14 protein-coding genes are annotated in these 14,737 nt (G+C 43.4%); 10 read left to right on the top strand and 4 right to left on the bottom strand.

The features are described from left to right. Positions 1–297 precede the first annotated feature (297 nt). From QY309_03770 to QY309_03755, 4 genes are all read left to right on the top strand, one after another. Positions 298–2,424, top strand: coding sequence for an elongation factor G (locus tag QY309_03770; protein WKZ60596.1), 2,127 nt, complete (start codon positions 298–300; stop codon positions 2,422–2,424). A 155-nt stretch (positions 2,425–2,579) separates the two neighbouring features. Next, positions 2,580–3,329, top strand: a complete 750-nt coding sequence (locus tag QY309_03765) for a polyprenol monophosphomannose synthase (protein ID WKZ60595.1) — start codon at positions 2,580–2,582, stop codon at positions 3,327–3,329. Continuing rightward, positions 3,329–4,792 (top strand): YiiX/YebB-like N1pC/P60 family cysteine hydrolase, encoded by a 1,464-nt coding sequence (locus QY309_03760; GenBank protein WKZ60594.1) that lies wholly within the window; start codon positions 3,329–3,331, stop codon positions 4,790–4,792. The genes QY309_03765 and QY309_03760 overlap by 1 nt, the downstream gene beginning before the upstream one ends. A gap of 25 nt (positions 4,793–4,817) precedes the next feature. Further along, positions 4,818–6,797, top strand: a complete 1,980-nt coding sequence (locus tag QY309_03755) for a DUF3857 domain-containing protein (GenBank protein WKZ60593.1) — start codon at positions 4,818–4,820, stop codon at positions 6,795–6,797. Positions 6,798–6,800: 3 nt separating this feature from the next. Here QY309_03755 and QY309_03750 read toward each other — a convergent pair whose 3' ends face one another. After that, positions 6,801–8,021 (bottom strand): ABC transporter permease, encoded by a 1,221-nt coding sequence (locus QY309_03750; protein ID WKZ60592.1) that lies wholly within the window; start codon positions 8,019–8,021, stop codon positions 6,801–6,803. Between the two features lie 143 nt (positions 8,022–8,164). Here QY309_03750 and QY309_03745 point away from each other — a divergent pair, with 143 nt between their 5' ends. Beyond that, the gene (locus QY309_03745) at positions 8,165–9,232 is read left to right on the top strand and encodes a DUF1343 domain-containing protein (GenBank protein WKZ61679.1); all 1,068 of its coding nucleotides are present in this window, start codon (positions 8,165–8,167) and stop codon (positions 9,230–9,232) included. Between the two features lie 39 nt (positions 9,233–9,271). Next, a complete protein-coding gene (gene nth, locus QY309_03740; protein ID WKZ60591.1) occupies positions 9,272–9,907 on the top strand; it encodes an endonuclease III in 636 nt (211 codons plus the stop codon). On the opposite strand, the gene QY309_03735 is transcribed toward nth, so the two are convergent. Further along, positions 9,904–10,116 carry a type II toxin-antitoxin system HicA family toxin gene (locus QY309_03735; GenBank protein ID WKZ60590.1) on the bottom strand — a complete coding sequence of 71 codons (213 nt, stop codon included), beginning with the start codon at positions 10,114–10,116 and terminating at the stop codon, positions 9,904–9,906. The two genes, nth and QY309_03735, sit on opposite strands and share 4 nt — an antisense overlap. Continuing rightward, positions 10,113–10,340, bottom strand: a complete 228-nt coding sequence (locus QY309_03730; GenBank protein WKZ60589.1) for a type II toxin-antitoxin system HicB family antitoxin — start codon at positions 10,338–10,340, stop codon at positions 10,113–10,115. The genes QY309_03735 and QY309_03730 overlap by 4 nt, the downstream gene beginning before the upstream one ends. Positions 10,341–10,426: 86 nt before the next feature. Here QY309_03730 and fmt point away from each other — a divergent pair, with 86 nt between their 5' ends. The 4 genes from fmt to QY309_03710 all read left to right on the top strand — a co-directional run bounded on the left by fmt (position 10,427) and on the right by QY309_03710 (position 13,331). Next, positions 10,427–11,344 (top strand): methionyl-tRNA formyltransferase, encoded by a 918-nt coding sequence (gene fmt / locus QY309_03725; GenBank protein ID WKZ60588.1) that lies wholly within the window; start codon positions 10,427–10,429, stop codon positions 11,342–11,344. 24 nt (positions 11,345–11,368) lie between these two features. Then, positions 11,369–11,875: a dihydrofolate reductase gene (locus QY309_03720; protein ID WKZ60587.1), complete on the top strand. Its 507-nt coding sequence runs from the start codon at positions 11,369–11,371 to the stop codon at positions 11,873–11,875. 3 nt (positions 11,876–11,878) lie between these two features. Then, positions 11,879–12,241, top strand: coding sequence for a hypothetical protein (locus QY309_03715; protein WKZ60586.1), 363 nt, complete (start codon positions 11,879–11,881; stop codon positions 12,239–12,241). Positions 12,242–12,521: 280 nt separating this feature from the next. Then, entirely contained in the window at positions 12,522–13,331 is an 810-nt protein-coding gene (locus tag QY309_03710) for an SDR family oxidoreductase (protein WKZ60585.1), read from the top strand. Position 13,332: 1 nt separating this feature from the next. Here the strand turns inward: QY309_03710 and QY309_03705 are convergent, their stop codons facing one another. Then, on the bottom strand, positions 13,333–14,685 hold the full coding sequence (locus QY309_03705) for a hypothetical protein (GenBank protein WKZ60584.1): 1,353 nt from the start codon (positions 14,683–14,685) through the stop codon (positions 13,333–13,335). Positions 14,686–14,737: the final 52 nt, after the last annotated feature.

Raw genomic sequence — 14,737 nt, 5'->3', positions numbered from 1 at the left:
AAAGTATAGACGTAAAATAGTGATTATGCTGATTGCAGTCAGCGAAAGAGTTGATTTATATCAGTAAAAAAGCGGGTTTTTATCAGCCTTAAACGATTTGAAGTTTGGGTTCCCTTTTTGAATATTTCTTCATAATTTCAATTCCCTTTCTCAAAAAAACGTCTCACGTAAACATCCGACCCATGGAAAAACAGTGTGAGCGCCTTTTCCTATCAAATTCAAGGTTGACACAGCAAACGTGTGCGCCAGCCAGGGGCCGGATCACGCATTTCCATTCGCCATTAAAATCCTACGCATATGAAAGTCTATGATGAAAAACACCTGAAAAACATTGTATTGTTGGGAGCCCCGAAAAGCGGCAAGACGCTTCTTGCCGAAGACATGATTTTTGAAGCCGGTATCACCCACCGCAGAGGAACCATTGAGGGAAAAAACACCGTATCCGATTTCCATGAAATAGAACAAGAGCGCGGCAACTCCATTTTCGCCACTGTGCTGCACACCGAATGGCGCGATTATAAAATCAACATCATAGACACACCGGGGTTTGACGACTTTGCCGGAGAAATGATTTCATCCATACGCGTGGCAGATACCTGCGTGGTGGTGATTAACGCACAACACGGTGTTGAAGTCAGTACTGAGCTGATCTGGAATTATGTAGATAAGTTTAATCAGCCCGTCATTTTTGCCATCAACCAGGTAGATCATCCGAAATCCAATTTTGATGATGCACTGGAGTCATTAAAACAAACCTTTGGCAGCGCGGTAACACAAATGCAATACCCCGTAAATCAAGGAGAAGGGTTTAATGCCATTATCGATCTCTTGAAAATGGTAATGTATAAGTTTCCTGAAGAAGGTGGCAAACCTGAAAAACTTCCGATACCGGCATCCGAAAAAGAAAAAGCCGATCGCCTGCACAACGAGTTGGTCGAGAAAGCTGCCGAGAACGATGAGAAGTTGATGGAAAAATATTTTGAAAAAGGTACCCTGGATGAAGATGAAATGCGCGAAGGACTCAAACTGGGCATGATCCACCACGATGTATTCCCCGTGTTTGTGATGTCGGCCAAGAAGAACATGGGCAGCGGCCGCATGATGGGCTTCATCGATAACGTAGCGCCCTCACCGCTTGAAGCCAAACCCGAAATCACCACGGATGGGCAAGAACTTGCCTACGACCGCACCAAACCCACCGCATTATTTGTTTTCAAAACCCATATCGAACCAAACCTGGGCAAGCTCTCGTTCTTTAAAGTTATATCGGGTGAAGTGAATTCTTCATCAGAACTAATCAACAGCCAAACCGGTGCTACCGAAAAATTTCACCAACTCTTTATCATGGATGGTAAAACCCGAAACCCGGTTGATAAACTGGTTGCTGGTGATATCGGTGCTACTTTAAAACTAAAAGACACCTACACTAACCAAACCCTACACGCTAAAGGATTTGATGTTACCATCGAACCCATTGAATATCCTGCTCCACGTATTCGTACGGCTGTGGTGGCCCAAAGCAAAGGCGATGATGAAAAAATTGGCGAAGTGCTGGCCAAAATTCACCAGGAAGATCCCACTATCGAAGTTGGTTATTCACGTGAGTTAAAACAATTGATTATTGCGGCCCAGGGCGAAATGCACCTTGCGGTGTGCAAGTGGTATCTTGAAAATGTATATAAACTTCATGTCGATTTTGTTTCACCGCGCATCTCCTATCGCGAAACTATTCGCAAACCGGCACAAGCCATGTACCGGCATAAAAAACAATCGGGTGGTGCCGGACAGTTTGGTGAAGTGCATTTAAAAATCGAACCATACTATGAAGGTATGGCTGAGCCGACTGAATTTTCGGTTCGCGGTAAAGAAGTGATCGACCTGGAGTGGGGAGGCAAACTCGTTTTCTATAATTGTATTGTCGGAGGTGTGATTGATGCCCGCTTTATTCCTTCCATACTAAAAGGTGTGATGGAAAAAATGGAAGAAGGTCCGATTACCGGCTCATACGTGCGTGATGTTCGGGTAATGGTATTCGATGGTAAAATGCACCCGGTAGATTCAAACGACATCTCCTTTAAAATTGCCGGCATGATGGCTTTCAGGGAAGCGTTTATGAATGCCGAGCCCGCCTTAATGGAACCGATATACGACCTGGAAATTTTAGTACCCGAAGAAATTATGGGTGAAGTGATGGGCGATTTACAAACCCGCAGGTCGTTGATCATGGGCATTGATTCAAAAGGCAACTACCAGATTATAAAAGCCCGCACACCACTGGCCGAACTGGATCGCTACTCTACTACCCTGCGATCGTTGTCGCAAGGCCGGGCAAGCTTCTCACAAAAGTTTGCCGAGTTTGCCCAGGTGCCATTTGAAATTCAGCAAAAGCTGGCCAAAGAACTACACGAAGTAGAGATGGCTTAATCAAACCATAGTTTAATGAATAGTCGCCCCACACCGGGGCGATTATTTTTTCTTGCCTAAAATCTTACATCATCCCTCAATTCCTGCACCGTTCAACAAGGTTGCACTGGCAGAGGTATCGTTTTTTCTTAGTTTTACGCCAAACCAATACCCCGTTGAGTAACGCCATTGTTATCATACCCACGTATAACGAACGCGAGAACGTTCGGCTCATTATTGAGGCTGTGCTGGCTTTACCCCGTGAGGTAGACATCCTGATTGTAGATGACAATTCACCGGACGGAACTGCTTCTATTGTTGAGGAACTGCAAACCAAAATCAACGTAAGCGAAACGCGATTACACTTACTTAAGCGCGCGGGCAAACAGGGGCTGGGCACCGCTTACATTGCCGGGTTTAAATATGCATTGGAAAAAGGGTACGCTTTTATTCTGGAAATGGATGCCGACTTTTCGCACGACCCGAAAGATTTAGTTCGATTGGTTGAAGCATGCGAAACCGAATCAACTGATATGGCCATTGGCAGTCGGTATGTAACGGGTGTAAACGTGGTAAACTGGCCGATGGGGCGTGTGCTGCTTTCTTGGTTTGCCAGTTGGTATGTACGGTTAATCACCTCCATGCCGGTTTTCGATACCACAGCCGGTTTTATTTGCTACCGCAGAAAGGTTTTGGAAACCATTCCGTTGGATAAAATCAAATTCGTAGGCTATGCTTTCCAAATTGAGTTGAAGTTTAAAACCTGGAAATACGGTTTCAGGCTAAAGGAAATACCCATTATCTTTACTGAACGCACACGCGGCCAATCTAAAATGTCGGCTGGAATTTTTAAAGAAGCATTTTTTGGTGTGCTGCAACTGGAGATTGGAAGTTGGTTCCGCAAATACAAAGTCAATCATACGTGATGTTTAAAAAACTGGGTAAATACGTATTGCTTCCATTGGCTCTACTTTACCTGTTGCTGCTCATTCCAGACACCGATCCATCACAACCTCAAGTAGCGGAAGCAAAACCCTTTATCTGGAACATGGACGAGCGGTGGAAATCCCTCGAAACTTCTTTTGCCGCACTAAAAAACTTGCCACAGTATGAAAAAGATTCCCTGTACAAAGTTCAGATGCTCATCCTTGAGGAACAGGTAAGTCAATTGATGCACGACAGTTTAGTCAAACTCAATGATCCACGGTTAAACCAAATCCTCGATGCCTTTTTTGAAACGGCACCTGTTGTTGCGGCCACCCGACAAACCGACAAGTATGTAGCTATTTATAACCAGTTTCGGAAATTCATTAAAGAACAATCCCGGAACTGGAATCCAAATGAACCATCTTATCGGAACAGCCTTTATACATTAATGTACGGCATGCGTGCTGCCGTTGAGGAAGTGCTGCTTCAGACGGACACACTGAACTTCAATCCCGTTCAAGCGGTGAAAGATGAACCCTCGGCTACGCCCTCCACCCTGCTTCAAGGCATTCGTGTGCACAGTGGCGACTTGTTGGTATCGCGGGGCGGTGCGGAGGTTTCGGCTTTCATTTCACGTGGTAATGATTATCCGGGAAATTTTTCACATGTGGCATTGCTGCATGTAAGTGAAGATGGTAAAGCCAGTTTCATAGAAGCACATATCGAAAAAGGTGTGGCCATCGCTACCGCAGAAGAATATTTGAAAGATAAAAAACTGCGCTTCATGGTATTACGGCCACGTGCCGATTTACCTCAGGTAAAAGAAAATCCGTTGCTTCCCCATCAGGCCGCACAGTTTGCCATGCAGGAATCAGAAAACCGGCATATCCCCTACGATTTTAAAATGAATTTCTATGATTCAACGGCCATGTTCTGTTCGGAGGTTGGATCGTTTGCTTACAAGAATCACGGTATACAACTGTGGCAAGCGGAGTCAACCATTTCATCAGTTGGTACGGCAAGTTGGTTGAACACCTTTGGCGTTGAAAATTTTGTAACCCAAATGCCCTCCGACCTGGAGTATGATCCACAACTTGCTATTGTTGCTGAATGGTGCGATCCGGAAACATTGTTCAAGGACCATTTGGACAATGCAGTAATGGATGCCCTGTTGGAACGCGCCAACAACGGAGAAGAGATTACGTATTCAGCCTGGCTTTTGCCCGTGGCACGCATGGTGAAAGGATACTCCATGCTTCAAAATGCATTCGGCAAACCCGGAATCATTCCGGAAGGCATGAGTGCGACACGGGCGTTAAAGAATAATTCATTTGTAGAAATGTATCAGCAGGTGCGATCAGGTACCGAAGAAAAAGTAAATACTTTTATTCAAATGAACGGCTACCGGCCACCATATTGGCAGTTGGTAGCATTCGCTATGGAATTTGACATAAAATACTAATCTTTAACCCTAAACTCTGTCCCCCATGAGAGTAGTACTAATCGCCTTGCTATTAACATCTCTTTCAATTGCTGCAGTTGCTCAGCAATATGGTTTTCCATTTGGAAAAACCTTATTTGACGAACTTACAATGACTACCTATGAAAGAGACACCTCTGCCTCAGCCGTAGTTTTGAATGAGTTTGGCAATGCCTACATCGAGTCCGAAAACTATAATCTCATTTTCAATTACCATGTTAAGATTAAAATTCTAAAGAAAGATGGGCTTTCTCAGGCTGATATTGCTATTCCGCTGTACAAAAGTGCTTCAGGAAAAAAGGAGGAAATAAAAGATATTAAAGCATCAACCTTTAACCTTGTAAACAACCGAATTGAAGAAAGCTCACTGGACGTAAGAAATGTTTTTACAGAAGATTTAAACAAGTACTGGGATCAGAAAAAATTTGCACTTCCAAATGTACGGGTGGGCAGTGTTATAGAAATAGTGTACACAATTGAATCGCCTTTCATTTTTAATTTCAGAAAATGGGAATTCCAGGCTGATATCCCAAAAATACAAAGTGAATATTGGGCCCGTATACCTGGGAATTATGTCTACAACATAACCCTCAAAGGATTTTTAAAGCTTACAAAAAATGAAAACTCGTTAATTTCCAAATGCATCACAATTGGTTCAGGATATAATGCTGGCTCAGCCGATTGTGCACAGTATAAGTTTGCCATTAAAAATGTACCTGCATTTATTGAAGAAGATTACCTGACGGCCAAATCAAACTATCTATCTGCGATAAACTTTGAACTTTCGGAAATCCGTCATTTTGATGGACGAGTGGACAAAATCACCAAGGAATGGAAAGATGCTGAGCTGGAACTAAAAAAGGAACAACGATTTGGAGGGCAGTTAAGACGCGGAAAGGATATTAGTCAAAAAATCAATGAAATTGTTGCAGGCATATCAGATCCAGCTGAGAAAGCACGAAGAATTTACAATTTTATCAAAACCTGGTATCGATGGAATGAAACGTATGGATACTTCAGTGAATTTGGTATCAAAAAAGCCTTTGACACCAAAACAGGAAATATCGGTGATATTAATTTATCCCTGATTGCAGCATTAAACTTCGGAGGGCTGTCGGCAGATCCAATGTTACTTTCAACACGCAAGAATGGTTTACCTATTGAGCTTCATCCGGTTCTCAGTGATTTTAATTATGTGGTTGCCCGTGTTGTTATAGGCGATCAAATTATTTTCCTGGATGCTTCAGACCCATTTCTCATGTTTGGCATGCTGCCTGAGAGATGCATCAATGGAAAAGGTAGAGTATTTACGGATAAAGGATCTTTCTGGGAAGAATTAAAGCCGAAGGAAAAGTCAAAGAAAATCACCATGCTTAACCTCTCACTAGAGCAAGACGGTTCATTCATAGGAACAATTGAACATACCTATTATGGATATCGGTCTGTCGATCAACGAAAATATATCGCATCATTCAATTCGGTTGACGAATATTTAAGTTCAATAAAAAAGAAATTACCCTCAACTGAAATTATAAGTCATGAAATTGAAGGTTTTGATGACTTTGAAAGCATCATAAAAGAAAAATTTGAAGTTGTCATTGAAGGTTTTGATGATTTGAATAAAAATAACCTGTTACTTAATCCATTTTTTACCGACAAAATTGAAAGTAATCCATTCAAATCGAATGAAAGGCTTTACCCAGTCGATTTTGGTGTACCCTTGGAAAGGACCATGATACTAACACTAAATGTTCCAACTGAATTTGAGCTTATTGGCAAGCCCGAATCAAATGCGCTAGTGCTGCCTAATTCAGGTGGAAAATTTCTATTTGATATTACATCACGTGAAAATCAGCTCCAGATTAACTATTCACTTGCTATTAACAAAACTGTATTTCATTCACAGGAATATCAGTACCTGAAAGAACTGTTTAGCCGGATTATACAAACACAGCAATCTGATCTTGTTTTTAGTCGAAAAGAGTAGGTGCTAATCAAACCGTATCGCCTTTATCGGATTAATACTCGCGATGATGGCCGTAGGCAACAGTAATACAACGGTTACAATCATAAAGGTAAGCAGGTTCAAAACCAGTACCATTTCCCAATGCCAGCTGATGGGCACAAAGCTCATGTAATAGTCTTGCGGATTGAGCTTGATCCACTTAAACCGGTCTTGTAAAAAACAAAAGCCTAACCCGATCAGGTTACCCAACAATAATCCTTTCACAACGAGGTTAACTCCGTTATATACAAACACATTTCGGATAACGCGGTTGGTTGCACCCAACGCTTTGAGCATACCGATCATTTGGGTGCGTTCCATGACCAGAATGAGAATAACTGAGATCATATTCACGCACACAACTGTAAGTATAACGCCCAACAAAATATTCACTTGCCGGCTTAACAAGTGCAGCCATTCAAAAACCTGGATATACTTATCACTAACTGGCTGCACGTTTTGATCAAAGTCGATGGTTTCACCAATGGTTAATGCAATATCTTCAATACGATTGACGTCACTTACAAACAATTCAATTCCACCGGCCACGCTGTCGGCCCATTCGTTTAAGCGGGCAATCAACCGGATATCTCCGATGATGATCTTTCCATCAAAATATTCCGACAGATTGGTTTCATAAATGCCCACCACATTCAATCGCCTGAAGCGAGGGGGATTCTGAAAAAAATGAACGATCACCTGATCACCCACTTCGGCTCTTATCTTTCGGGCGATAACCGAGCTAAGCATCACTTCGTTGGCGTACCCACTGTCGGGTAAATGAAGAAACCGCCCCGCCACCATATTATCTTGAAACACGGTTGAGTCGAACGATTTACCAACGCCTTTCAACACCACCCCCAATACCTCATCATCCGTTTTAATCAGGCCCGCCTTATGTGCAAACTCTTGTGCATGCCTTACGCCCGGATACACGGAATAATTTTTAAACAAATCGATATTGATGTCCATGGGCGTTTCTTCCATAGAATTGTTCATGGTGAACTTGGTGACCAACATGTGCCCGCTGAAGCTGTAGATTTTGTTTTTCACCGTATCCTGAAAACCCCGCATAATCAGGAAGGAAATGATAGCCGCCCCCAGGCCAATACCAATACTGGCCACCGCAATTTTGTGGATGGTTGATGAAAACCCCTCACCGGTTTGTTTGCTGATGCGCTTGGATATGAAGAAAGAGAGGTTCAACTTTGGGATAAACGATTAAACTCGTGGGCAAGATAAAATTTTTAATTCTTCTTTTATGGTGTTCAGCCTGTAAAGGCCAGCCATCAACTCCACCTAATCCAGATGTGAACCCTGCAACTAAGCCTGCTGTAATTACCGGGGCCATGCAGCTGGATGTGTTGCTGCCTATGCTGACTTCAAAAAAAGTGGGTATTGTGGTAAACCACACCTCGTTGGTGGGCAAAACACACCTGGCCGACACCTTGCTGAAGCGAAACGTTAACCTGATAAAAATTTATGCTCCAGAACATGGCTTTCGGGGAACGGCTGATGCAGGGGAAGAAATAAAGGATGGGGTTGATTCCAAAACAAATCTGCCGGTGGTTTCACTTTACGGAAGCAACAAGAAACCCACTGCTGAACAGTTGGCGGATATTGATGTAGTGATCTTTGATATTCAGGATGTTGGCGTACGGTTTTATACGTACATCAGCACGTTGCATTATGTAATGGAAGCGTGCGCAGAAAATAATAAGAAGCTGATCGTGCTCGACCGGCCAAATCCGAATGGGCATTATGTAGATGGTCCCATTCTGGAAAAAGAATTCAAATCGTTTGTGGGCATGCACCCGATACCCATCGTGCACGGCATGACCATCGGAGAGCTTGCCCGCATGATTAACGGTGAAGACTGGCTTGAGGGAAACAAAACGTGCGACCTGGAAGTTATCCCGGTGAAAAACTGGAAACACGCTGATCCGTTTTCGTTACCCGTAAAACCTTCGCCCAACTTACCAAACGACCAGGCCATCGCGCTTTATCCTTCAACTTGTTTGTTTGAAGGTACAGTAATCAGTCTGGGGCGTGGCACGCAAATGCCGTTTCAGATTATCGGTCACCCGGATTTGAAAAACATGCCTTTTCAATTTACACCGGTTAGTATTGATGGCATGTCGAAAAATCCGCCATTGGAAAATAAAGTGTGTCATGGACTAGACCTTCGTGAAGTAAAAGTGAAGCCTCAGCTTGATCTGAGTTACCTGATCAGTTTTTACCGGGCATTTCCCGACAAGGATAAATTTTTCAACAACTATTTTGAAAAGCTTGCCGGTACAGAAAAACTTCGTGAGCAGATACGGCAGGGATTGGATGAAGCGCAGATACGTGAGAGTTGGCGTATAGATTTGGAAAAATTTAAAGAACTAAGAAAGAAATATCTTTTGTATCCATAAATAAATCTTCAAGTTGCCAGCTTTGAGCTTTTAAAGTCCATGACAAAATCCGAAAAGGTAAAAGACATCCTGAAGCTGTTGGATAAATACATACCGGAAGCACCTGTACCGTTGCACCATAAAGATGCCTATACCTTGCTTATCTCTGTTTTGCTATCGGCACAGTGCACAGATGAACGGGTAAATAAAACCACACCCCATCTCTTCAAACTTGCCGACAATCCATACGACATGATTAAACTCTCGGTTGAAGAGATACGCGAAATCATCAAGCCTTGTGGCTTGTCACCCATGAAGTCGAAAGGGATTTACGGGTTGTCGAAAATTTTAGTAGAAAAGTATAATGGAGAAGTTCCGCCTTCTATGGAAGCCCTGGAAGAACTACCGGCTGTCGGGCACAAGACTGCTTCGGTAGTGATGACCCAATGGTTCGGTCAACCCGCGTTTCCGGTAGACACACACATTCACCGCCTGGCTTATCGCTGGGGGTTATCGAATGGAAAAAGTGTAGAACAAACTGAACGCGACCTAAAGCGACTTATTCCCCAGGAAAAATGGAACAAGGCTCATCTTCAAATTATATACTATGGCCGAAAGTATTGCCCGGCTCGGGGGCATAACTGGAACGAATGTCCGATTTGCAAAAAATATTTACGCAAGGCGTTGCTGGACTAAATGCTCTTTTTGTCTATACCAGCCTGTTTAAGAATAGCGTAGAAGGTGCCTTTTGGCAAATCCCTATTATGCATTGGCACAATAACTCGTTTCGAACCGTCATGCGATTTAAAAATGTGATGACTCCCTTTCACACGATGCAGTACAAAGCCCCTTTCTTCAAGAAGTTTAATAACCGCCTTTGACGTATACGAAGAAGTGGTGCTCACGCAGGAATTGAAAGCGAGTACTCGAATGTATTTTCTTCCGTAGGAATCGGTTCACCATCCTCAACAAGGCTCTCGATGTATAACGTGGTAGCTTCTCGGGCGTTTTCGATTGCCTCTTCAATCGTAGCGCCATAGGTAATGCATCCCGGAAGTCTCGGAACTGTTACTGTATAGCCTCCCTCTGGCTCCTTATTCAGTAATATCCTGAATGTATAGTTCTTCATACAATCAAATTTATCATTTAATACGGTTTTCATCAATGATTCGTTCAATCAAGCCAATTTTTTGACATTTTGCAGTCCTTTTAAGCATGAACGATTTAAGAATCATATTCATGGGCACCCCCGAATTTGCCGTGCCCAGTCTGGAAATACTGGTTGAACACAAGTTCAATGTGGTGGCGGTAATTACTGCGCCTGATAAGCCCCAGGGCCGGGGACAAAAAATTACCTTTTCACCTGTAAAAGAATGCGCGTTAAAACATAACATTCCCGTACTGCAACCCACCAACCTGAAATCGCCACAGTTTTTGGAGGAGTTGAAAAATTATAATGCCAACCTGCAAGTGGTTGTTGCGTTTCGGATGTTACCTGAAGTGGTTTGGTCGATGCCTGAATTCGGGACTTTTAATTTACATGCCTCTCTCCTACCGCAATACCGTGGAGCTGCACCCATCAACTGGGCGATTATCAATGGTGAGAAAGAGACAGGTGTAACTACCTTCTTTCTAAAACACGAAATCGACACCGGCAGCATCATCTTTCAGGAAAAAGAACCGATTTATGATACCGATGATGTGGGATCCTTGTATGAAAGGCTAATGAAAAAAGGCGCAGGACTTGTTTTAAAAACAGCTGAAGCTATTGCCTCCGGAAATCACCCTGCACAACCACAATCTGAAACAGCAGATATTAAGCACGCTCCAAAAATTTTTAAGGAAACGTGTCAGATCAACTGGAGCCAGCCTGCTGAACACATTCATAATTTTGTTCGTGGGTTAAGCCCCTACCCCACTGCCTGGACAACCTTAAACGGAAAAACATTCAAAATCTTTAAAACGAAGGTATTGCCCAATCAATTAAATAGTGACAACGGTCCGATTCAAACAGACAATAAAACTTATCTTTACCACCAGACTTCCAACGGAAGCATTTCTATTTTAGAGCTTCAGCCGGAAGGAAAAAAGCGAATGAGCATTGCAGAATTTTTTCGGGGCAATAAAATCTGAAATCTAAAATCCAGCACTCACCGAATGACCATTTCACTCATAGCCGCCTTAACCGAAAACCGCGTCATCGGAAAAAACAATGACCTGCCTTGGCACCTGCCCGATGACATGAAGTACTTCATGCAAACCACCAAAGGGCATCCGGTTATTATGGGTAGAAAAAATTACGATTCCATTCCTGAAAAATTCAGGCCCTTGCCCAACCGTACCAACATTGTTGTAACCCGTCAACGTGATTTCGTTGCAGAAGGCTGCGTGGTTGTTCACTCATTGGAAGAAGCGCTTGACGAAGCCACCAATATTGTTACCGATGAAATCTTCATTATTGGTGGCGCTGAGATTTACCGGCAAGGCATGCCAAAAGCCAATAAACTTTACCTGACTGAAATTCTGACAACGCTGGATGGCGATACGTACTTCCCAGAATTTGATACACGTTCATGGAAAGAAGTTTCGCGACTTCATCACCCAAAAGATGATCGCCACCGCTATGCATTCGATTTTGTTGTTTATCAAAAAATAAATTCCTGACATATGGATTCACATAAACGCATTCTGGCCATCCTGTATATTGTATCGGGGTGCTTCCAGGTTTTAATTCTTGGTGGGCTTGCCCTTTTTCTTTCCACCTTGTTTCCATTAATAGCCGATGAAGCCGGCCCTGATGGCACCTGGATTTTGGAATTATTAGGCTGGGCTATTCCGGGTTTATTCTGGATACTCATCATTTTGTTTGCAGTTCCCTCCATCATTGGTGGAATAGCATTACTCCAACATCGGTCGTGGGCATTAACCCTGTTGCTCATTATGGGCTGCTTCAAACTTTTCTCATTCCCGATTGGTACCGCGTTAGGCGTTTACACGATTTGGGTATACGCTGAAGTGAATAAAAAATAGTTAGATATCCTTGTAATTCGTAAACTACATAGAAACATAGATAACATAGTAATTATAGTCTACCTCAAAATAAGTTTAACCACAAAGCACACAAAGAATGCTCAAAGTTCACAATGAAAAGCCCCTGAATTGGACCCCTTTGAGACCTTTGTGAAAACCTTTGTACTCTTCGCGGTTTCAGTCTTTCTATTGTTGAGATGAATCCAAAAAAACTATGTGCTCTATGTGCCTATGTGGTTAAAAAAATACGCTCACAAAGAATTTGATTTTATAGACCACTATGACAAAACTGAAAGGCAAAGTAATCTGGATCACCGGGGCATCATCCGGCATTGGCGAGGCACTCACCTATGAATTGGCCAAACGCGGAAACAAACTCATCCTCTCCTCGCGAAGAAAAGAAGAACTGGAACGCGTGAAGGGAAATTGTCCGGCAGATGCACAAGCCAACATCCGTATTCTTCCCCTCGACTTGAGTCAATCCGATACGCTTAAGCTATCCGCGGAAGCAGCCATTCAATTATTTGGTCATGTGGATGTACTCGTTAACAATGGCGGTATCAGTCAGCGGAGCTTGGCAAAAGACACCATTCTTGATGTTGACCGCAAAGTGATGGAAGTGGATTATTTTGGTCAGATCGCGTTGACGAAAAGTCTGATCCCGCACTTTATTGAACGCAAGCAAGGGCATTATGTAACCATTACCAGCATTACCGGCAAAGTGGGCACACCGTATCGCACGGGCTACTCGGCAGCCAAGCATGCCTTGCACGGATTTTTTGACGCGCTCCGTGCAGAACTCTGGAATGAAAGTCCGGCCATTTATGTAACCCTGGTTTGTCCAGGTTGGATACGCACGAACGTTTCCATCAATGCCCTGGTAGGCGATGGCAGCAAAAATGAAAAGATGGATCCGACCACAGCTGCCGGCTTGCCTCCTGAAGTACTCGCCAAAAAAATGGTACGTGCCATTGAAGCCAAAAAGAACGAGGTGTATATCGCGGGCATGAAAGAAACGACTGCCGTTTACCTGAAACGACTCTTCCCAAATTTATTGGCGCGCATTATCCGAAGCGCGCAGGTGCGTTAACTCAACGAAGCATAACACCCAGCGAGTAACCTGGCCATAGCTTTTGCACCACACTGGTTGGTGCCTGCTCCTCTTGTTGCGTAAGCGTGTTAATATCCATGCCGGAATGATTTCGGTAATAATTCAAGTCGATTGATGCAATTACATAAATGCTATGAAGTTTAGGCGACAACCGCGTACCAGCCAAAATTTTCGGCCGCACCAACAAACTCAACTCACGCGAAAAAGATTTACCGTGATTGATGTGTTGCACATCCAATCCATAACTGAAAAACCGGAATGAACCCATGCCGGGCATACTCGATTTAATGAAATACATTTTCCTTAACCCATACCCCATCGCCCACATATTGCCTTGCCAGCTTGTTCTCGAATAGATTAAACTATTCTGAACACTTTTATTGAAACGATCCTCCAACACCCGGCTGTTCTTGAAATAATTTCCGGTGGAGAGTTCATAGTTCTGAAGAAAGATATCGTTGGCATACATAGCGGCATAACCCACATCGCCAATGTTAATCAACCCGATGGATGTACCATCGCGCGTGCCTACATCTTTCCCCTTTCGGTAAATATTAATCAAGCCAATTTGTGTTCCTTGACTGCGCCTGGCGATATTGATTATTCCAATCTGAAAACCATTCATCTTGAAAGCACGATTCACAAGTCCGATCTGTACACCGGTAGGATCGTTGTTGTCGTACGAGTTTACGCCTTCCATATTTCGTGCTCGGTTGTACGTTCCGATCTGTACTCCAAACAATTCACCATCGGTGTAGTTGGAAAGTCCGGCAAGCTGAACACCATCAACCGACTGCATCGCCACATTGGATAAACCCGCAACCTGCACACCAAAAATGTATTTGTTCACTTGATTGATCAAGCCAGCCACCTGCACACCCAACATGGCGCCTTTGCTGATGTTCACTCCACCTGTAAGCTGGCCACCAAACGTATTGTTGATGACCACATTGGTAAGTCCGGAAAGTTGCAATCCCGTAAGGTTTGCTTCAAAACCTGAAATGATTTTTTCTCTGATTTCCTTCTCTGTCAAACCGGCAAAAGCGTTGGCGCCTGTCAGGTTGGCCAATCCAGCAAGTTGCAGTCCGCGGGTTTTTTCTTCATTCAGGTTTGAGATCACACCAACCTCAAGAAATAAAGTAGCCTTTGAATACCCGGACGTCAGGTTAACCGAAAACACATTGGTAAACCCACCCGGATGAAGGCCATTTGTTCCCAAGCCGGGCAGCAGTGAAAGCTGAAAGATTTTTTCATCTGGCTTCTTTGGTTGGGCTATTCCTGTTAGCGATAGTAACAATAAGCCAACGAAGACAATTCGGTTTGGGGGACACACGATTGAGCAGAGGGTTTAGTTTCAACTTTATTGACAACGATACTTTAACGCA

It is taken from the genome of Cyclobacteriaceae bacterium (assembly GCA_030584025.1).
Taxonomy (GTDB): Bacteria; Bacteroidota; Bacteroidia; order Cytophagales; family Cyclobacteriaceae; genus UBA2336.
Note: the sequence above shows the minus strand (reverse complement) of the source record. Positions and strands in the feature narration are given on the sequence as shown.